Genomic DNA, 20,391 nt, shown 5'->3' on the forward strand with positions numbered 1-20,391 from the left:
TAACATCCGTCAAGATAATTTTAACTGAATTGTTATTTAATTCATGCCATTAAACTTTTCAATTCTCGCTACATACTTAATGATGTAGGCTCTGTTTGTTTTTCTCTAACAACAAGACGTCGATGTGCAATCAGAAGAAAAGGTACTCCCAGGGCAGTCGTCAGTGCAATCGGTAGAAAAACAGCGAGTCCATTCTCCGCTCCAAACTGACTTAACAACACCCCTCCCATGACAGGAGCAATGACACTACCGATATTATTGAAGCCGATAGTCCCGAAATACGTCCCTTTCCATTCCGGCTTCGCAATCCGGTCAATGAGCATATCCATCATGGTGAACAATAACACTTCCCCAATCGTAAATAGTATGACACTTATCATCATCATGAGTACACCTTCAGCGATTCCAACCATCATCAGACTGGTTGCAACTAGCAGGTTACCCACAATCAGAGGAACAAGCGGTGGGAAGTTTCGGAAGGTTCTCACAAGAGGATACTGAATAATCAGTACCGTCACGGCATTCAGGGACAGCATATACGAGAACATCTGGCTTCCATTCTCAAAGATTGGGCTTCTCGCCAAGTACTGTGCCAACGTAGAACTGAAGTGTCCGTAACCCAGCACACAGAATGTGGTACCAATCAATACCGGCAGAAATACCCGGTCGCGACCAGTGGTCATAAGTGCTTCACGCAAACGTGGTGCAGTTGCCTGATGACGCTCTGGCAAATTGGCATGCTGTAGCTTGAATTGCAGAAATAACACAAATCCATAGGCTATGTATACCAAGCCGGAAATCACAAACGGAAACGTCGATTCAGATGATCCCAGCTGAAATCCGATAATTGGCCCAAAGACCACACCGAGATTAATTGCAGCATATCTGAGGTTAAACACCAGCAATTTGTTCTGCGGAGAAGTAATATCCGATAACAGCGCTCTGGAGGTGGGCTCAAATACTGCGCGGCATAATCCGTTTAACGTATTGGCAACAAAGAACACCCATAGATGCTCTGCTGCTGAAAAAATAAAAAACACACCTGCCCAGCTAAATACTGAGATTAACATCACGATTTTGCGCCCGATCCGGTCCGAAATATAACCTCCATAAAAGCTGACCATTACACCTGCCAGCGAGCTAACCGCCACAGTAATACCGGTCTGGGTCGGTGTAGCATCTAACACACGTGTCAGATAGATGGATAGAAACGGGATACTCATTGACGTCACAAGACGTCCAAACATGGTTCCGATAATGATCGTCCATGCCAAGGGGTGAATTTGCCTTAAATATTGCTTCATGCGAACTTCTCCTATTCTTTCTAAATGCTTCAAAAGTGAACTTTTTGAACTACCTCTTCTAATACGTGTTCAAAAAGTTCGGTTTTCAGTACCGAGAAGATGGGATGAAGCTAGAAATGGAGTAGCGGAGCGTAGGGAAAACTACGTGAGCAACGGACATTTCTGCTGAATTCCATATTCGATGCTGATGATGCCTTTAGGCATCTTTCGTAATCAAAAGCGGACTTTTTGAACAACTTCTACTAATGTATAATTGTAAGGATAAAAGGGGGAAGTAAAAGTGTAAACATATGATCACACTTTTCACCTTTAATAGAGGAGTCATGACCATGGATACCCTGCATACACACTTTATAAGGCTCGCCGGGGCCGAACAACTTTCATTCAAACTTTATGAACCTGTAGCGGTAACGATCGATAGCCTGTCCGCTGCCTTGTGCTGCACACCTCGCAATGTGAAATTCATTCTCAGAAAATTGGAGGAGCAAGGCTTCATCCACTGGCAACCCGGTCGTGGACGGGGACATCATTCGGAGTTAACGATGCTGCGTAGTATGAATGAAGCGTTGGAAGCGAGTTTTACCGAGCTTTTGGGTAAAGGCAAAATGAAAGATGCCATTGAACTCATCGGAACCGTTCAGATGGATGATACATTGCGAGAACAGCTCATGCTCTCCCTTCATCAACAGATGGGATTTCACGGCCACGATGAAACTGCCTCTGGTCAGGATATCCTGCGCATCATGAGGTCACGCCAGTTAGGTGGTTTGGACCCAGCCTTTGTTTATACTGCATTTGAAACCTACCTGCTAAGCCAGGTCTGTAATACATTGATCACTTATGACGCCAAGACAGAATCATTCCTGCCAGCACTAGCTCACATGTGGGAATGCAGCGAAGACCATCGCTTATGGACCTTTTATCTCCGAAAAGGTGTACGTTTCCACAACGGACGTATCATGACATCCCGGGATGTCCAAGCGACGTTGCAACGTTTGGTTGATGTTCATAGTCCGTCCATCTGGTTATATCGGGATATTGAACGTGCGGAAGTAGCTGGTGATTATTGCATCAAGTTTGTTCTACATCGTCCTAATCGGTTTTTCTTGCATCTGTTCAGTTGTATTCGGATGACAATCCTGCCCTACGATTACAATGTAGCCAATACATTGGTGGGTACCGGTCCTTTTCAGATCTCTGAGCTGAATGAAGATGTGCTGGAGCTTACCGCTTTTGATGCGTACTACGGCATCCGGCCACATCTGGATCAAGTGCATTTCTGGTTTGTGCCTGACCTGAGTCCAAATGATCGCTATTATGAGCTACCCGGTACAGATCGATTGAGTCTGGCAACAGGCTGTGATCAGACGAACAGCATCAATTATCCGGCGCTGGGTTGTCAATATATGCTGTTCAATTTTCACAAGGAAGGCATCCATCATCATCCCCTATTTCGACAAGCCCTGCGTATCGTCTATGATTCGGTCGCGCTTGTCAGAGATCTCGGCGGGAATCGGATCACACCGGCCAGCAGCTTCCTTCCTTGGAAAAGTGCAGCCCAAGACTGGACCGCTTCCTCTCTTGAGCATGCTCGTGAATTACTGCATAACTGTGGGTACCAGGGTGAGACGGTAACATTATCGTATAAGCATAATAAGGATGCAGACGTTGCGGAGTGGATTCAGCGTCGTGCAGCGTCCATCGGTCTGAACATCAGCATGCAGGCTGTTGTGGATTACTTCAACTCAGAGGAAACCACAAACGCGCAATTGATCCTCGCTGAAGAGATACTGGAGGAAGATTGGCAGTACGGCATGATTCATTTTTTCAAAAACCTGTCCAACCATTTTCATTTGTGTATGTCTCCTGCATTCCAGTCTCTATTGGATGACAAGCTCGATCATTTTGCAACGCTTCATCGGGCAGAACGTACTGCGCTCCTGGATGAAGCTGAAGCCTTGCTACGTGATCACTGCTGGATCTTGCATGGCTGTCACATGAACAAGCAGGCCGAACTGGATCAGAGCATCTTCGGCATGCAGATCGCAGAATTCGGTTATCTGGACATCTCCAAATTGTGGATTAAAAATCCTTAGGGATTTGTCCTTAGTCGCATCTGTGGGATGCAGGATGGAGGACAGAATCATGGAACAGCAAAAAAAAAGCTGCTAGCCTATTTAGATAAGCTAGCAGCTTTTTTGCTCATGAATCCATTTTTAGCGCGCTCAGAGATTATTTTTGATGTAATAGGTCTCCAATGCTTGCATAATGGACTCAATTTTTATCGGTTTGCTGACATACGCATCCATGCCTGCCTTCAAGCAGTTTTCCATGTCTCCTCTTACGGCATTTGCAGTCACTGCAATAATATATGGACAATCCTCAGAGGACTTTAAATCTTTAATCATTTTTGTCGCTTCGAATCCATCCAGCCTTGGCATATGCACATCCATGAAGACAATATCGTATGCATTGTGTTTGACCGCCTCAACCGCCTCAACACCGTCCACGACATGATCCACAACATGTCCTTTTTTCTCGATTATTCTGCTAAGGACGAGTTGGTTCACTTCATTGTCTTCTGCAATTAAAATCCGCAAAGCGGATGCTCTGTTCTTTTTCTGTTGTTGATCTAACCTGTTGCCCTCTTCACCGTTCGTTAAATTAAAGCGTGCAGTAAATACAAATATTGTACCCGGCTCATCCGATTCCTCGATCCAGATATCTCCCTGCATAAGCTCCACCAATTTTTTGCTAATGGCAAGGCCAAGACCCGTGCCCTGAGGTTTGCGAGTCATGAAATTCTCCAGTTGGTAGAATGGCTCAAATAATTGTTGTTTTCTCTCAACCGGAATCCCAATACCCGAATCCTTCACTTTAAAATAAAGCTGTACGGTATTGCCACACTTCTCCTTAATCCCAACATCAATTTCGACGCTGCCCTCTGGAGTAAATTTAACCGCGTTGCCAATGATATTGGTAAGTACCTGTTTAAGACGGTAAGCATCACCAAATACCGGAGTCGGAATGGCGTCATCTACACACATACGAACATTCAATTTCTTGTCGCGAGCCAGCGGTTTTACGATTTGCACAGTCTCTGTGACGATTTCTGCGAGATCAAAAGGATCGTCTACCAGATCGGTTTTGCCTGACTCAATTTTGGAAAAATCAAGAATATCATTAATGATGGCGAGTAAGGAATCTCCGCTCTTCTGGATGATTTCGATATATTCCTTCTGTTCCCCGCTAAGACCAGGGGTATCCAGAAGCAAATCCGTCATCCCAATTACACCGTTCATGGGTGTACGAATTTCATGACTCATCATCGCAAGAAACTCACTTTTGGCCTTATTCATTCTCTCGGCTGTCTCTTTAGCAACTAGCAGCTTTTTCTGCTCCGTAATATCCTTTGCAATCAAGTAGTACCCGACATTAGAGTTATTAATAATGATCGGAGCAAGCGTAGCCAAGACTTCTGTCTCGGTTCCATCCGTATGGCGAACAGCATTGATTTCCTTTTCAGCCAACTCATTATTACTGCGCAGGATCAGACCGAGATTACTGGCTCCAATAAATCTGCTTATGCTTGTATCGATCATTTCAGCCACGGGACAACCCGTCATTTTCACCGCTACTGGATTCGCATTCATAATATTACCATCCATGTTAAACGAGATAATGGCGTCATGATTATATTTCTTAAGTGAAGTGTATCGCTCCACAGATTCCTGCAATTTAAATTCAATACGTTTACGTTCAGTGATATCCTGTAGTGTTCCGTTCAGCTGAACCGGTTGCTGATATTCATCGAGCGTGATCAGCCCGCGTAAGTGAAGATACTTCTCACTTCCATCAGAGCTACTGTGCTTGTATTCAAAATCAAGCGGTTTCCCTTGTTTGACCCATTTCATTTGTTCTTGTAAAGAAGCTCTGTCTGCAGCATTCATAACTTTAAAAACATCATTTGCACAGTATGATTTACGAGTGCGTTCAAGTTCAAAAATCTCAAAAATCTGATCGGAAAGTGCAATCTGGTCTTTGACCATATCCCACTCCCAACTGCCAATTAAAGCGATGCGTTCAGCCTCTGCACTGATGTCTTTATGTTTTTTTCGTTCGGATACATCTCGTCCTATCGAAAGAATCTGCTGTCCATGCTCAGCATCACCAAAGACCTTGTATGTGGTCTCGAACCACAGATAATGTCCCTCTTTATGACGAACCCTGATATTCAACAGATTTCCTTTAGTTAAGTCCATCTGTGAGATCTGTTCCAGATCTTGTGGGTGGAAATATGCATCATTATTTTGACCAATCACTTCTTCTGGCGAATAACCCAATAAATGTTGGACTGAGGGAGAGCAGAATCGACAAACGCCCTCCTTATCAGCAATATAGATGATCTCCTGAGCATGATCTGTAATAAGTTTGAACATCTCTTCACTATGCAGAAGTTTTTGCTCAGACATTTTGCGGTCAGTGATATCAACAATATGGCAAATGAAGTAAAGAGGTTCATCTGTAATTTCGCTACGAACTAATGAAACATGCAATGAAATCCATAAGATGTTACCATTTTTATGGATATAACGCTTTTCATATTGATACTCTTTAGATTCACCTTCGAATAGCTCACAATTATAGATCACATCTTGTGGTGAGTCATCCGGATGCGTAATATCCTGGTAGGTGAGCTTCGTTAATTCCTCATACGTAAAACCCAGCATACAGCAAAATGCGGGGTTCACTTTTCTCCATTCTCCTGTCGGAGCAACGAGTGCAATTCCAATAGGTGCTTGGTTGTAGATCTGCTCGAACAATTCGTGATGGTCGACCTTTTGAACCTGCATTGTAAACTCTCCTTTTGGCATATAAACTCATGTTATAAATAGTCGAAAGTTGATTTTTAATTGGAAGGAAGTTGTTCCACAAAGGATCGGTCCGTTTTAAAACCACAATAACAGCTTAATACCCAAAAATTGAGTTATTGAAACATATCTTTTCAAAAGTTTGGTGTCTACAAAGTCAAACAAGGCCTGGAATCCATTCATATGGAGTCCTGACCTTTGTCGTTATATATCATTATAAGTCATACGCAACACGGAATCGTTAGATAAATGAATTAGCGTTCGCGACCAACAAGATAATCCAATAGATGTCTCAAAAATGGAATAGGTTTCGGCATCTCGTTCAATGCATCTGTAGCAAGACAATAATGCTCCCACATCGCTTTCTTCGCGCCTTCATCACCCAGAATAGACACAAAGGTTGAATTGTTGTTCCGCACATCCTGACCTGCAGGTTTCCCAAGAATGAGGTGATTTCCCTCGAAATCCAGCAAGTCGTCCTTGATCTGGAAGGCGATCCCTGCATGATAAGCGAACTTTTTCAGCGCAGCCATCTCCGGTTCCTTCACTTGAGCAAGTATCGCTGGCATGACCAGGGCAGCTTCGAAGGCAATGCCTGTTTTGTAAAAACAGATCATGTTCAACTGCTCCAGCGTCAATGCCTTGCCTTTGGAGTTCAGATCCATGGCCTGCCCCATACACATATCCTCTGCTTTTTCAGCCGAATACTGAATGAGTCTGAGTACGGTCGCCGCATCAAAGCGATCCAATGAGGATTGCTCTCCAATCGCCTTCTGAATGAGAAACAGACCCGTAAGCTCTGCTGTAGCGCTATTGTGTACATGATGCAGCGTTGAACGTCCACGTCTTGTCGAAGCATTATCCTGCGTAGGCAGATCATCAAAGATCAGGGAAGCGGTATGCATGTACTCCAATGATCTTAGCAGCGGAACGATGGATGATTCATGAAGACCATACTCGCGCACGCCCATAACCCAAGTTAATATCGGACGTAGCCTTTTTCCGTCTCCCTGCAAGCTGTAATTGGCCGCATCGATCAGCGTTTCTTTCATCTCATGAAGGCCACCGGGCTTCGCAATCTGCAACTCCACATTAATCTGTTCGCGAACCGTTCGAATGGTCTGTTTGAACTCCTCTTTCTCCTGCTTGTCATTTTTCAATTGAAGCACAACCTGATCCCGTAACAATTTATCAAGGAAATCAACGTCATCTGCTTTTCGCACCATCTGTTGAACCAGTTGATTGAATTCAGGCTGCCCAGAGGCAAAGATCGTCATCACTTCATCATATTTTTGCTGCCCCAACCGTTCTTTACAACGCTTCAGACCGTTAATGGCACGATCCAGTATGACCTCGCGGGTCTTGGCGTCCGAGTTATATACATCATGGATTAGATGAGAGATGACTGCCCAATACAATTCATATGGATTAATCAAGTCGGGACGCAAATCTCGATACTTCAAATAGTAGGTATACGGAGTTACTGCCCCTTCTTCCATATCGTCAAACATATCGGCAAAATCATCAGCCAGCTGATTATATATCCCGTAATAGAACGTCCGCAGATCAAATCCTTCATCCACTGGTGCACTGAGAACAGATCGGACGATTAATCGGGAAGAAGAGGATTTGATAATAATCGGAATGTACAATTCTTCATTGCTATAATTCGCATTGGCTAATTTCTTGTTGCGATCGATCTCCTGAGACTGAAAGAACACATAGGATTGCTCTAAAAACGTGCGCTGTTTCTCTGGATGCTGGTAGTTCTTGATGTACTCAAATGCTTCCCGAAGCTCGGAATGTACATATTCAATTACTTCAAGATTGCTGCCTTTCCACTCTCCCAGATCAGGTACGATCCCGGTAAGAAGTGCATCACGTATCATCAGGGAATATTGTTCTTTTTCCTGAACAGTCAATGCTTGAGAATCCAGCAGATCATCCACAAATGGATACGTCAAACCATACGAATAACCAAGTCGGATCGCCGCATCAAATCTCCGGGCACGTTCTTCAGGTAGTGTCTGCTCATTCATCTCATCGTCCACATGAAGGACCACGCCGAGAATGATCTTGATCAGCTTCCGCTGCGCCTGCTCTGCATCCAGCTCCTTCGGGATGTTGGATGCTACATTCTTTAATTTGTTCATCACCCAGATGACAGCTGTTTCAATGTGCTCCTTCTGTCCCCAACGGTACAACGCAGCCAGACTGATATAATCATGCTGTCCTTTGCGCCCAGCGGCAGAGCCCATAAAGTATTTTTTAGTATTCTGGACAACGTTCTGAATTCGGGCCTGCGTACCCGGAGAATCAAGGGCTTGCCCCAGATCTCGCATATAAATATAGGAGATACTCCGATCCAGGTAATCATCCAGCTTTCCTGTCGTATTCAGCCAGTGGATATATCTATGAACATCCCGAGGATCCGGTTTTCTTTTGCTAGGTGATAAAAGAGAAAGCCAGGCAAAACGATGAATATGTTTCTTTTGCCATACATGAATATCTTGGGTAAGTGCTGTCGTATACGTATTATCCATAAGTTGCTGCCTAAGAGAAGTAAAATACTGAGATGCTTTCTGCTCAGCTAGCCGATATCCTGCATCAGCCTGTTCTGTAAGTACGTTATTCATAGGGTGGATACCTCAAATTCTATTAATGTTAAACATGTATCCATGAAAGGAGATGAGGTGCTCCATGGAAGAAAACTGAACTCATTTGATCGTGTATCCAACGCTTCAGCTCATGTTCATAACCTTTATACGGCGATCCAACCGTTTGGTTACGAAATCGTCATTGTTCATTCCCATATACGTGATTTTACAGAATGGATGACCAGACTTTGACCGCTGTGATGGCGATAAGTACGATTAATGCATATCGAAGTACCCTCACATTAATCATCGAACTAACCCGTGAACCAAGGGATGCCCCGAGCAGACTGCCGATCACCGTATAGATAATGGGTTCCATCGGAATGTCTCCACCCGTAATTTTACCTATAACGCCGCCGATTGCGGAGATAAATACAATCGCCAGTGAAGAAGCAATCGTTGTTCGTACGGGGATGTTGAGAATCGTCAGCATGATCGGAATAAGGATAAAGGCACCACCCGCACCAACAATTCCTGATACAATACCTACTGCAAAAGCAGTGCCTGTTGCAATCCATCGGTTAAACACCAGTGGAGCTGAGGTATCAAGCTTTCCCTTTCCGGGAATCAGCATAAGCACAATTGCTATGATCGCCAGAATGCCATAGATCAGATTAATAACTCTTCCGTCCAGATGACCGGATATGAACCCGCCGATCAGACTGCCAGCAAGAATGCTGGAGCCCATGTATAGCACCAAACCTCGGTGAACGATCGCCCCACCGCTTCTACCCGTTTTTACTTTTCTGCGGAATGCAATCACACCAGCAAGTGAAGCGAAAAACACTTGAAACATACTAATCGACGATACCTGATGTGCTGAGAACGGCTCCAATCCCACCCAGGATGGAACATATAACAGTAGCGGATAATTGATAATGGCCCCACCAATACCCAACAAACCGGAGAAGAATGAACCGACCAGACCCAGTATAAACATGATGACAAAAAGCAGAAGATCCATCGGTTATGCGCTTCCTTTCGTGCTATATAAATCTCATTTCGATATCACTCAAAAGTGCTATACACAGCGAAAATTATCCGTTATAATAAAAACCAAGTAAATTAATCCGAAATTAGTGATTAAGCATGTTTAACGTGTTGAAGACTCTTTTTGAAAATAAATGTCCACAGTGCAACGAAAAATTACAAGTTCATAACGATGCGTTATGCTCGACCAAAACCTGTTCTCAATGTCATTACAAAGAAGAGAGTTATGGCTCTCTCGGAGTTCGAATTGTATATGACACACCACAAAATGATAAAAAGATACAACCTTGCTAATTGTATCACGATCTCTGAAATTTCGGGATGATTCGACAAACTTATTTCCATCTCATATGCCACGATTACTTTATAATGAAAATACAAAAACGGTGCAAAACGAATAAATCGTTCTGCACCGTTTTTTTCTGTTTTTCTTTTTTTGAGATGAGTTGTCTTAATTATAAAAGGGTACTTATTTAGTTTTGAAGCTGAGGAAACCATCATCTACGGCTACGGTTGTACCATTAACTGCACTGGCTGCATCACTGAACAGGAATGTAACCACACTGGCTACTTTCTCGGGTTGAATAAGCTCTCCACGCATATGTTGAGTAGCAAGCGCATCCTTCATGGCTTGGTCATCACCCAGAATCGGTGTTTCGATAAAGCCAGGTGCTACACCAACTACACGAATTCCATGCTCAGCAAGTTCCAATGCACCGGATTTGGACATCATAACAACAGCAGCCTTGGCTGCGTTGTAGTTGAAGCTACCTACTGCAGCAACACTTCCATAGATCGAAGCTGTATTTACAATGGTACCCTGTACGTTCAATTCAACCATTTTTTTCGCGCCATAATACATACCATAATATACACTGTGCTGATCTACATCAATGACTCTGTGATAGGATTCCGGGTCCATCTCCAGAAATGGCTTCACAAGTCCAATGCCTGCGTTATTGAAAATACCGCTTAACGTACCATATTGCTCTACGGTCCAGTCGATCAGGGCTTTGATCTCGTCCCCTTTGGATACATCCACTTTGTACGCGCCCGCTGTTCCGCCTGCTGCTTCAATCTCTGCCGCAAGCTTCTTCGCTCCGTCTTCATTATAGTCAGCGACAACAATAGTCGCACCTTGATCCGAAAGTTGAAGTGCTGTCTCTTTACCAATACCACTTGCTCCACCTGTAATAATGATTACTTTTCCATTGTGTTGAGTCATGACTCTGTTCTCCTTTGGCAAAATATATTTAGGTGTAGTTCTAAACTTATAGTAAGTAACTATATTTTATTAACTTATATACTTATCATACGCCTCTGTCCCAACCTTGTCAAACCATAGATCATCTTCACATAAATAAGAGATAAATGTCATATACATCTCCTATTTACATGATATAGTCTAGCTCCTGTGATATTAAATATGCATCCGTTTTCGGAAAATAAAAAAGCGAGCATAACGGTAATTCAATCATTCCGATATCTCGCCCTTCTCAAGTATTCGATTCCAAACTGGATTGTCTTAATGCGGTAAGATCAATTTAACTTATTCACCCTGAAGTCCGCTTAGCGGATCTTTCAAATTATTGATGTTCGTGATCAGTTCAGGAATGCCTGTCTTCTCCCAATTCTCTGCCGTAAAACCTTGCTCTGCAATTGTATTCTCGAAATTGTCCACAACTTCTGTTAATTGAGTATTGTAACTAACCAGATTCTCATGAATGCTCTCTCCTATTGCAGGAGCAGTCAACTGAGAAAATTCGCTTGCCTCTGCTTGGATCAGATCGATTTTCTCCTGAATCTGCGTTGTAATCTCCGGATTATTCACCGCACCCGATGCAAGCTCTTGCAGATCAGCTCCGGCGTTTGATACCTGTTCTATATAATCAGTAGCCCCACTCACATAATTTAAACTTTGATTAGCTTGTTCCACGACAGAACAGGCTGAAATCAGCAGAATACTTGATGCAATTAGGCCTGTCATCATTAATGTGTGCTTTCTTTTTCTTATGAACATGATCATCTCCCCTTCTCCTAATCGGAATCCTTGTTCAAAGTCCATGATACCTGTTCAGACTGCTTCTTTGCAAATGGGTCTGCAGCCAACGTTATTAAGATGTATAATAGTAAAATCACACGGTAAAGGGATGTCATGATTATGCTTCAAGCCTTGAACCAACGCTTGAACCGCATCATGCCACTGATTACCCCAATCAGCATTATTATTGGCGTGTTATGCGGGAGTTTTCTTTCTTCTTATACCTTTTTATCCCCTTGGCTTTTTGCGTTCATGACGTTCGCTGGAAGTATCAGTCTTGGGATACGGGATTTTGTGAACGTGCTGAAAAAGCCGTTCCCCCTGTTTGTATGTCTGTTTATTTTGCATTTGGCGATGCCTCTAATTGCTCTTGGTATGGGTCATCTGGTTTTCCCTACAGATGCGTACACCATAACGGGCCTTGTTCTGGCAGCCGTGATTCCGACAGGAATAAGCAGCTTCATCTGGGTCAGTATCTATCGGGGCAATATCGCACTTACGCTATCCATCATCCTGATTGATACCATGCTTGCTCCTTTTGTAGTGCCCGGGGTGTTATCCCTGTTAATCGGAACCAGTGTCACACTGGACACAGCAGCCATGATGAGCAGTCTGTTCTGGATGATTGTTGTACCATCCCTGCTCGGTATGTTGCTGAATGAGTGGACCAAAGGCGGCATTGTCCCGGTCTGGGGACCAAGGTTGAATCCGTTATCCAAATTGTTCATGGCATCTGTCGTTGCGATTAACGGATCTGTCGTTGCGCCCTACTTGGCTGATTTCAACTGGAAGTTGGCTGGTCTTGCGGTCATCATTATTTTCCTGGCATCATTCGGTTATGCGCTAAGTTACTTCATCGCCCGATTGCTAGGCTGGAACGAGGCCGATCAGGTCGCTCTGGTGTTCAATGGAGGTATGCGTAATATCAGCGCAGGTGCAGTACTCGCTGTTTCGTATTTTCCGCCACCTGTTGCTGTCCCCGTCGTGCTTGGCATGGTATTTCAACAGATGCTCGCTTCCCTGACAGGTTATCTGCTCGGTCGTCGATCACAGCTTCTGCAAAAGTCGGATAAGACATCCGCTGCCTAACAAAATATTGGATGAAAAAAACGCCGACATGATTGTCGGCGTTTTTCGTCACTATAACCCTCTACTGTAATTTCTGCCGTAGTCTCTGTAATTACTTTAATCTAATCCTACCCATTATACGCTCCCTGCCCACAATAGAAAAAAACCATCAACGAGTGATGGTTTTCATCTGTTCATTCTTTTCAGAAATCTGTTGTTGCTTATAATGCCTTATGCTTATTTCGGTTGAATATATCCTTCAGCTTTAAGCAGTTCTGCGATCAGAACCGCACCACCTGCCGCTCCGCGGAGCGTGTTGTGGGACAATCCAACGAATTTGTAATCATAGAGTGAATCTTCGCGCAGTCGGCCTGTGGAGACACCCATTCCGCGTTCGATGTCACGATCCAGTTTTGTCTGTGGTCTGTTCTCTTCTTCAAAATACGTAATGAACTGTTTTGGTGCACTTGGGAGAGCCAGTTCCTGCGGACGGCCTTTGAACTGCAACCAACGTTCCAAAATTTCGTCTTTACTTGGTTTTTTCTCGAAGTTTACAAACACGGTCGCAAGATGTCCATCCGTTACTGGAACACGAATACATTGTGTTGTAATTAATGGAGCCGATGCTTTGACGATCTCATTATTTTCGATGCTACCCCAGATCCGCAGTGGTTCCTGCTCACTCTTCTCTTCTTCGCCACCGATGTATGGAATGACATTATCAAGCATATCAGGCCAGTCCGTAAAGTTTTTACCTGCTCCGGAGATTGCTTGATACGTGGAAGCAACAACCTGAGTCGGGTTGAACTCACGCAAGGCGTGCAGTGCAGGCACATAGCTCTGAATCGAGCAGTTTGGCTTTACAGCAATGAATCCGGTTTTTGTGCCCAGACGTTTGCGTTGAGCTTCAATCACGTCCAGATGTCCCGGGTTAATCTCAGGGATTACCATTGGTACATCTGCTGTCCAGCGGTGAGCTGAGTTGTTGGACACGACAGGTGTGCCTGTTCTAGCGTAAGCTTCTTCGAGCGCTTGAATTTCATTCTTTTTCATATCAACCGCGCAGAAAATAAAATCAACCTGGCTGGCAAAAGCCTCAACTTGGGAAGCATCCTGAACAACGATTTTCTTCACAGCTTCCGGAATAGGAACTGCGAGTTTCCATCTGCCTTGTACGGATTCTTCATATGTTTTACCTGCCGAATTGGCGCTTGCAGAAATAGCTGTTACTTCAAACCATGGATGTTGATCAAGCAGGTCCACAAAACGCTGACCCACCATTCCCGTTCCTCCGACGATACCAACTTTCAATTTTGCTGACATTCAATCATCATTTCCTTTCGGTTTAAGTGATTCTTCTCTTCAAATCAATTTCATAACTCACTAAAAACGTATTATGAAATTGACTTCCTAATTAACACTATTCAGGCAATTCCAAAGCGTGTAGTCACACCCCGGAAAAACCAAAAAATCCCATCCCCAAGACAATAGTCTCAGGGACGAGATTGAACTCTCGTGGTACCACCCAGATTCGCCAATATGTCACCATATCCGCCTCTTCAAGTAAAGGTTTACAACCATGTTGAAAGCTGTAGACCGTTCATACTCTAGCTCTGTAACAGGAGCTCCTGTCACACCATCCCTTAACGCTAAGTTCCGATGTGCTGCTCTGAGTCTTTATTCAATAAAAAGTTCTTTACTCCTTTTCAGCTGCCGGAGCTCTCTTTGAAAGAATGATTTTTATCTACTCGTCTCTTCGTCGCATTTGATATTGCGATTATAATATCAAAATTACCGTGATGAAGTAAACACATTTTTTTAGATCTTGGAATTTATATGTTTCCAGCGGAGCTGAACTATTCAATTATCGCAAGAAAAACTTCAGCTAAACGGTCTGTCTTCTGTGAAAAGTACGTCGATAGACATTTTTATTATAACATACTACAAATAGCTATTTCTTTACTGCTTTTTGGCAACCATCGCATACGTTCCCAGTGGGCTCCCAGGCCTCGTGGCATGATGTGTCCTAAGTAATTTCAGTTCGGAAAGAAGAAGTGTCTTTACTTTGTCCGGGATCGGAAGCAGTTTCAGTTCCACAGGCGCTTCTGCCAGTGTCATTTCGGTTTCCCAGCGACCGTCCTGCAGCTCGGGAGAATGGATCGAATTCTCTTCCTTAATCGTCCAGCCTGCCGCAGAGACAAGCTCTTGGATATCCTCCGGTGTAAAGAGCGTGCGCACATTGGAGAAGCTGTTCTCCTTGTAACATTCGACCTGGGACTGAATCAGAACGGATAACCAATGTGAGAGCTGGCTCACATCTGTAACTCGGGCATCCCATTCTGCAAAACATAACTGATGTCCCCACGTCCTAACCTTGCTAAGAATCTCGGCGAGTTCGTCAAACGATTTCAAGTACCAAGAACAATGGGAAAGTACAATAACATCAAACTCATTCTCGGTGAATTGAACCTGATCACTTAAAATGTCAAAATCATAATCCATTCGAATTCGATCACCCAGTGGAGATCTCCGCAGCTTGGCTGCCGCTTCGCCTACGGTCAGCGGTGTACCATAATCCTCTGGTGCAATATCTACACCATGAACGTACCCGTGCTCCCCCACCAGATGTGCAAGCACGGCCGTTGTATCTCCCTGACCACACCCGATTTCCAGAACCCGGCTGCCTTCCTGTATCCCCCAAAAGAGTCCCAGTTTCATCCGATGCTCGGTCTGAATGTACTGAATGGCGCCGTTGTCCTCCACGTCCATATACTTAATAAGGTCCCTGATGATAGATTCATTCATGATTTCTCACTCCTCAAAGGGCAACCTAAACTTCTTGCTAATTGTAGCGTTACTGGAATAATTGTACAACACTAGAGTCTATGACAGAACCATGGCACGGAGGAGAACTCGTCCTATAGCAGATCTAAACCTCTGCTACATATCAATTCCTATGCCCACTGAGTTGCAAGCTTCTGAAGATAGGGTGTCAGCATGGGCTCTAATTCCTTGCGCATTAGTCCGATCTCCAAGATCGCCTGAATATATCCGAATTGATCGCCTATATCGTAGCGACGCCCCTCCAGTTCAAGGGCCAACAGTTCCTCCACCTGACTTACTTCTTTCAAAGCATCCGTTAACTGATATTCCCCTCCAGCCCCTCTCTCGATCTGATCCAGAATAGGAAAGATGGAAGGTTTCAGAATGTATCGACCCATTACAGCTGTTCGGGATGGCGCTTCTGCAAGGGAAGGTTTTTCGACCAGATTGGTGACTCGGTGAACCCGGTCCTCTGCACCATTCGAATCAATAATGCCATATTTGCTCACATTTGCCGCGTCTACCTGACGGACACCGATGATCTGGTTGCCTGTTTTTTCGTAGAGATGAACCATCTGTGCAAGTGCAGGTGGATCAGACACCATTATGTCATCTCCCAGCAGTACAGCGAAGGCATCATCCCCTACAAATTGCCGTGCACACCCAATGGCATGCCCCAGACCCAGTGGTTCCTTTTGACGAATAAAATGAATATTTGCCATCTCGCTGATGGCCTGCACCTCTTCCAGTAAAGACTGTTTGCCCTTGGCATATAAAGAGTGTTCAAGTTCAACCGATTTATCAAAATGGTCCTCTATGGATTTTTTGTTGCGTCCAGTCACAATGAGGATATTCTCAATGCCTGATTGCACTGCTTCTTCAACAATGTATTGGATGGCCGGTTTGTCTACAATCGGTAACATCTCTTTAGGCTGTGCTTTGGTCGCAGGCAGGAAACGGGTTCCGAGACCCGCTGCCGGAATAACTGCTTTTTTAATTCGCATATATCATACACTCCTTTCATTTGCTTCTTATAACCAATATTGCACGCTGTGGGCAGCTAAGTAGCGATACGAAACACCCAATATCTGCTGGCTATATAGTTCAGAACCATCCCCATCAAGGTCGCCAGGATTTTACTCATCACGAGACTCCAACCCAGCACATCGTGTAAAGTCATCAGAATGAGGGTAGATAACCCGAGAACGATAAGATTGGTGATTAGAAAACGAACAAGTTTCGCTCTATCGCCGCCCCCTCGTGCCGTATCTCGAAAAGTCCACCTGCCGTTCAGCCAATAACTGTTCGCAACACCGCAGCTGTACGAGATTACTTGAGCCATCAGAACCGGTACACCGACCACTGCAAGCAAAGCAAACACCACCGCGTCTACTGCCGTATTCGCAACACCCACAATACCGAACTTGAAGAGTGTCACCAGGCGCTTAGTCATGATGAGCAACTCGAACTGTCAATTGGGATTTTGCTTGCTGGCCCTCGGCCTGCACCACATCTCTCACAATGTATAGCGGACGCGCCTTGGTCTCATCATAGATGCGGCCCACGTACTCGCCCAGAATGCCCAGCATGATCAGGATGAATCCGTTAAACATCAGCATGATACTTACAATGGATGGCCATCCCTTAATCGTTGAATCCGTAAAGATGGCCGAACCAATAACCGTTAACATATAGATGAATCCGCCTACCGACAGGATCGCACCTACATAACCTGCAAGCTTGAGTGGTTTATGCGAAAATGACGTAATGCCATCCAGGCTTAGTTTCAACATGCGTTTCAGCGGATATTTTGTTTCACCTGCCAGACGTTCATCACGTTCATATTCAATCGCAGTCTGACGAAATCCGACCCAACTGACCAACCCCCGCACAAATCGGTTCTTCTCCGGAAGACGTTTCATCTCATCACATACTTTGCGGTCAATCAGGCGAAAATCTCCGGTGTCTACCGGGATATCCGTATCCGTTGAAGCACGAAGTACACGATAGAACAGACTTGCCGACCATTTCTTAAAGCGAGTTTCCCCACTTCGTCTGGTGCGACGGGCATATACGACTTCATAGCCCTCTTTCCACTTGGCGATCATATCCAGTATCAGTTCGGGAGGGTCCTGCAGATCCGCATCAATAATAACGACCGCATCCCCCGCTGCATAATCCATACCTGCTGTTATCGCAATCTGATGTCCGAAGTTACGGGCAAAATCTATCAGCTTCACACTCTCGTCCCAACGGGCGTAATCACGGATCATCTGTGCACTTTGATCCACGCTGCCATCATTAACAAACAACAGTTCATAACTCTCTCCTGTGCTGCCCATGACCTTCTTCAGACGCCGATAAGTCTCCTCGATCACCGCTTCCTCGTTATACATGGGAATAATAATGCTGTATCGGTACGCGTGAGCCATGTTTGTCCCCTCCCTTTTCCAATTGGACTTCGTTCGTTCGAGATTTTCATTACAGTTATAATTTCACTTCGTACAAGGTGGTCTGTCCGCCAAATCCGAATCCGAATCCAAATCCAAGTCCAGCTTCACTCTCCGTATCACCGTTATCCATGGATCCGCTGTCCGTGCCTGTCTTCCATTCTGACGTTGGAATCTCGGTTCCGTGCTCTTTGATCCAATCGCTAATATCCGAGTTTCCTCCGCGGCCACCCATGCCACCAACCATGAAGTATTTCACTTGCCCGCTCTTGACGAGTTGCTCAAGTTCATCTGTTGTGTACACCGGGTCTGAGCCGGAGAACCCTCCAAGTGTAATGACCGCTGCTCTTTCATCGATGATATAAGGTGCTGCCTGATTATAGTCCGTAGTGGCAAAGAGATACGTTTCGCCTGTATTGTGCTCTTTCAGATAATTCAGTGTGACTGTATCCACTTCTTCGTTACGGTTACCCATTCCGCCACGGCCACCCATTGTAGGCATTTCTGTGTCTCCTGCAACGTTACCCATCGGCATGCCCATTCCTGCCCCACCAAACATGCCATTGGAACCGGTAGGTCCTGCTGCCGGAATCATGCTGTTGCCACCGTAAGTAATTGGGGTGAATGCCCAGTAGATTGGACCGATCAGCATCACCATGAATCCCGCGATAATGAAGCCCTGTTTCCATTGATGTGTGCGATGAAGCATAACGATTAGGATGACCGTAACCAGAATGCCTGCGATCAATTCACTAATGGACCAGCCTGCACCAATCGTCTCGTTATACACCTGCATGATATACCAGCCAAACAGAGTCGTCAGCAGCACGGACACCGGAAGCAACCATGCCTGCCATCCATCGCGATCACGATATGACTTCCACATCGCTACAAATCCTGCGCCAGTCAGCGCCGCAATGGGAGGTGCAAGCATAATCAGATAATATTGATGGAAGAAACCTGCCACACTGAAAAAGGCAGCAACGGGAAGCAGCCATGCCAGCCAGAACAAGGCCTCCTTGTGCTTGCTGGTTATATTTCTCCGTCTTAACCCTGCAAATAGGGCAATGCACCCAAGCAACACAACTGGCAACAGCCAGCTAGCTTGACCTGACAGTTCAGTCTGGAACAGACGCAGAGGACCTTTCTCCCCTGTACCAAACATTCCTCCCATGCCTCCGCCACCATTACCGCCAAAATTTCTTCCGTTTGGCATTTCCATATCATTCGGCATCTGCCTGTTCGGGAAATTGCCATTCGAACCATTCATGTTATCGTTATCCGGTGCATTGACATCTTGCCCAGCGCCAGGAACACCACTGCCTGTCTGATTAGGGACTGAAGACAAGTCTCCTCGATTGCCACGATTATCCCCCTGTCCGATACCATTTGGCATACCTGCGTTACCCGCGGTATTCTGCTGACCCGTTAGGCGAGCCAGACCATTGTATCCAAAGGCAAGTTCCATGACCGAGTTCGTTTCACTGCTGCCGATATAAGGCCGCTCGTCTTCGGGTATAGAATCCACAGTGACCGCCCAGGATAAGGAAACCACCGCCAGAACCGCTGTGCTGCCGATCAGCAGGATGATCTTCCTTCTCCATTTCGCCTGAAATGCAAGCAGATAGAACAAGTAAAAAGCCGGGAGAACCATGTAGGCTTGAAGCATTTTCATATTAAAGGCTACGCCTATTAACCCAAAGGCAACCAAAATGCGCCAAGCACTACCTTGTTTGCTGCCTTTGAACAAAAACCATGAACCCAGCAGTAGTGTAAACACCAACATGCTGTCAATATTGTTGGTCCGGCTGACTGCCGCCACGACAGGCACAGTCGCCATCACAAGTGCCGAGATTCGTGCTGCTGCAAGACCATATGTAGGTTTCACCATGAAATAGATCAGGAGCACCGAACCGATTCCCGCTAATACCTGCGGCAAAATAACGCTCCAACCGTGCAGTCCGAAGACATAGGCAAAGGCCGTCTGAATCCAGAAGACAACGGGTGGTTTATCTACAGTGACCGAGCCTGCTGAGTCTAGTGACGCATAGAAAAAGTTATGGAAGTTGCTGAGCATACTCCCAACGGCAGTCGTATAATAGGAATTGGCATATTGATCGTTCCAGATACCGTACCCATTGAGAAATGCCGCCAGTAATACAATCGGAAGAAGGACAAAATCCATCC

General features: G+C 45.1%; 14 protein-coding genes and 1 other annotated feature. Of the genes, 2 read left to right on the forward strand and 12 right to left on the reverse strand.

What is annotated here, in order from left to right; all coding sequences use genetic code 11:
• Positions 1 to 68: 68 nt before the first annotated feature.
• Positions 69 to 1,304 carry an MDR family MFS transporter gene (locus AC1DE7_RS07335; protein WP_282321581.1) on the reverse strand — a complete coding sequence of 412 codons (1,236 nt, stop codon included), beginning with the start codon at positions 1,302 to 1,304 and terminating at the stop codon, positions 69 to 71.
• A 329-nt stretch (positions 1,305 to 1,633) separates the two neighbouring features.
• On the opposite strand from AC1DE7_RS07335, the gene AC1DE7_RS07340 reads away from it, so the two are divergent.
• A complete protein-coding gene (locus AC1DE7_RS07340) occupies positions 1,634 to 3,400 on the forward strand; it encodes an ABC transporter substrate-binding protein (protein WP_477534034.1) in 1,767 nt (588 codons plus the stop codon).
• A gap of 129 nt (positions 3,401 to 3,529) precedes the next feature.
• On the opposite strand, the gene AC1DE7_RS07345 is transcribed toward AC1DE7_RS07340, so the two are convergent.
• The 5 genes from AC1DE7_RS07345 to AC1DE7_RS07365 all read right to left on the reverse strand — a co-directional run bounded on the left by AC1DE7_RS07345 (position 3,530) and on the right by AC1DE7_RS07365 (position 11,842).
• On the reverse strand, positions 3,530 to 6,157 hold the full coding sequence (locus tag AC1DE7_RS07345; RefSeq protein ID WP_477534035.1) for a PAS domain-containing hybrid sensor histidine kinase/response regulator: 2,628 nt from the start codon (positions 6,155 to 6,157) through the stop codon (positions 3,530 to 3,532).
• Positions 6,158 to 6,429: 272 nt separating this feature from the next.
• Complete coding sequence (locus AC1DE7_RS07350) at positions 6,430 to 8,811, reverse strand: polyprenyl synthetase family protein (protein WP_477534036.1); 2,382 nt, start codon at positions 8,809 to 8,811, stop codon at positions 6,430 to 6,432.
• A gap of 187 nt (positions 8,812 to 8,998) precedes the next feature.
• Positions 8,999 to 9,796 carry a sulfite exporter TauE/SafE family protein gene (locus AC1DE7_RS07355; protein WP_477534037.1) on the reverse strand — a complete coding sequence of 266 codons (798 nt, stop codon included), beginning with the start codon at positions 9,794 to 9,796 and terminating at the stop codon, positions 8,999 to 9,001.
• Positions 9,797 to 10,291: 495 nt separating this feature from the next.
• Positions 10,292 to 11,047 (reverse strand): SDR family NAD(P)-dependent oxidoreductase, encoded by a 756-nt coding sequence (locus AC1DE7_RS07360; RefSeq protein ID WP_047842788.1) that lies wholly within the window; start codon positions 11,045 to 11,047, stop codon positions 10,292 to 10,294.
• Between the two features lie 324 nt (positions 11,048 to 11,371).
• Complete coding sequence (locus AC1DE7_RS07365; protein ID WP_127545763.1) at positions 11,372 to 11,842, reverse strand: DUF6376 family protein; 471 nt, start codon at positions 11,840 to 11,842, stop codon at positions 11,372 to 11,374.
• A 141-nt stretch (positions 11,843 to 11,983) separates the two neighbouring features.
• On the opposite strand from AC1DE7_RS07365, the gene AC1DE7_RS07370 reads away from it, so the two are divergent.
• Positions 11,984 to 12,952 carry a bile acid:sodium symporter family protein gene (locus AC1DE7_RS07370; RefSeq protein ID WP_036670738.1) on the forward strand — a complete coding sequence of 323 codons (969 nt, stop codon included), beginning with the start codon at positions 11,984 to 11,986 and terminating at the stop codon, positions 12,950 to 12,952.
• A 216-nt stretch (positions 12,953 to 13,168) separates the two neighbouring features.
• On the opposite strand, the gene asd is transcribed toward AC1DE7_RS07370, so the two are convergent.
• The 6 genes from asd to AC1DE7_RS07400 form a co-directional block, all read right to left on the reverse strand.
• Positions 13,169 to 14,254 (reverse strand): aspartate-semialdehyde dehydrogenase, encoded by a 1,086-nt coding sequence (asd, locus tag AC1DE7_RS07375; protein WP_017688716.1) that lies wholly within the window; start codon positions 14,252 to 14,254, stop codon positions 13,169 to 13,171.
• Positions 14,255 to 14,423: 169 nt separating this feature from the next.
• Positions 14,424 to 14,700: a binding site (T-box leader), on the reverse strand.
• A gap of 190 nt (positions 14,701 to 14,890) precedes the next feature.
• Positions 14,891 to 15,736: a class I SAM-dependent methyltransferase gene (locus AC1DE7_RS07380; RefSeq protein WP_477534038.1), complete on the reverse strand. Its 846-nt coding sequence runs from the start codon at positions 15,734 to 15,736 to the stop codon at positions 14,891 to 14,893.
• Positions 15,737 to 15,885: 149 nt separating this feature from the next.
• Positions 15,886 to 16,758 (reverse strand): UTP--glucose-1-phosphate uridylyltransferase GalU, encoded by an 873-nt coding sequence (galU, locus tag AC1DE7_RS07385; RefSeq protein WP_477534039.1) that lies wholly within the window; start codon positions 16,756 to 16,758, stop codon positions 15,886 to 15,888.
• Positions 16,759 to 16,814: 56 nt separating this feature from the next.
• A complete protein-coding gene (locus AC1DE7_RS07390) occupies positions 16,815 to 17,207 on the reverse strand; it encodes a GtrA family protein (RefSeq protein ID WP_477534040.1) in 393 nt (130 codons plus the stop codon).
• The gene (locus AC1DE7_RS07395; RefSeq protein ID WP_477534041.1) at positions 17,200 to 18,186 is read right to left on the reverse strand and encodes a glycosyltransferase family 2 protein; all 987 of its coding nucleotides are present in this window, start codon (positions 18,184 to 18,186) and stop codon (positions 17,200 to 17,202) included. Before AC1DE7_RS07395 ends, AC1DE7_RS07390 begins: the two co-directional genes overlap by 8 nt.
• Positions 18,187 to 18,241: 55 nt before the next feature.
• A complete protein-coding gene (locus AC1DE7_RS07400) occupies positions 18,242 to 20,389 on the reverse strand; it encodes an ArnT family glycosyltransferase (protein ID WP_477534174.1) in 2,148 nt (715 codons plus the stop codon).
• Positions 20,390 to 20,391 lie beyond the last annotated feature (2 nt).

It is taken from the genome of Paenibacillus sp. 10L310 (assembly GCF_056395745.1).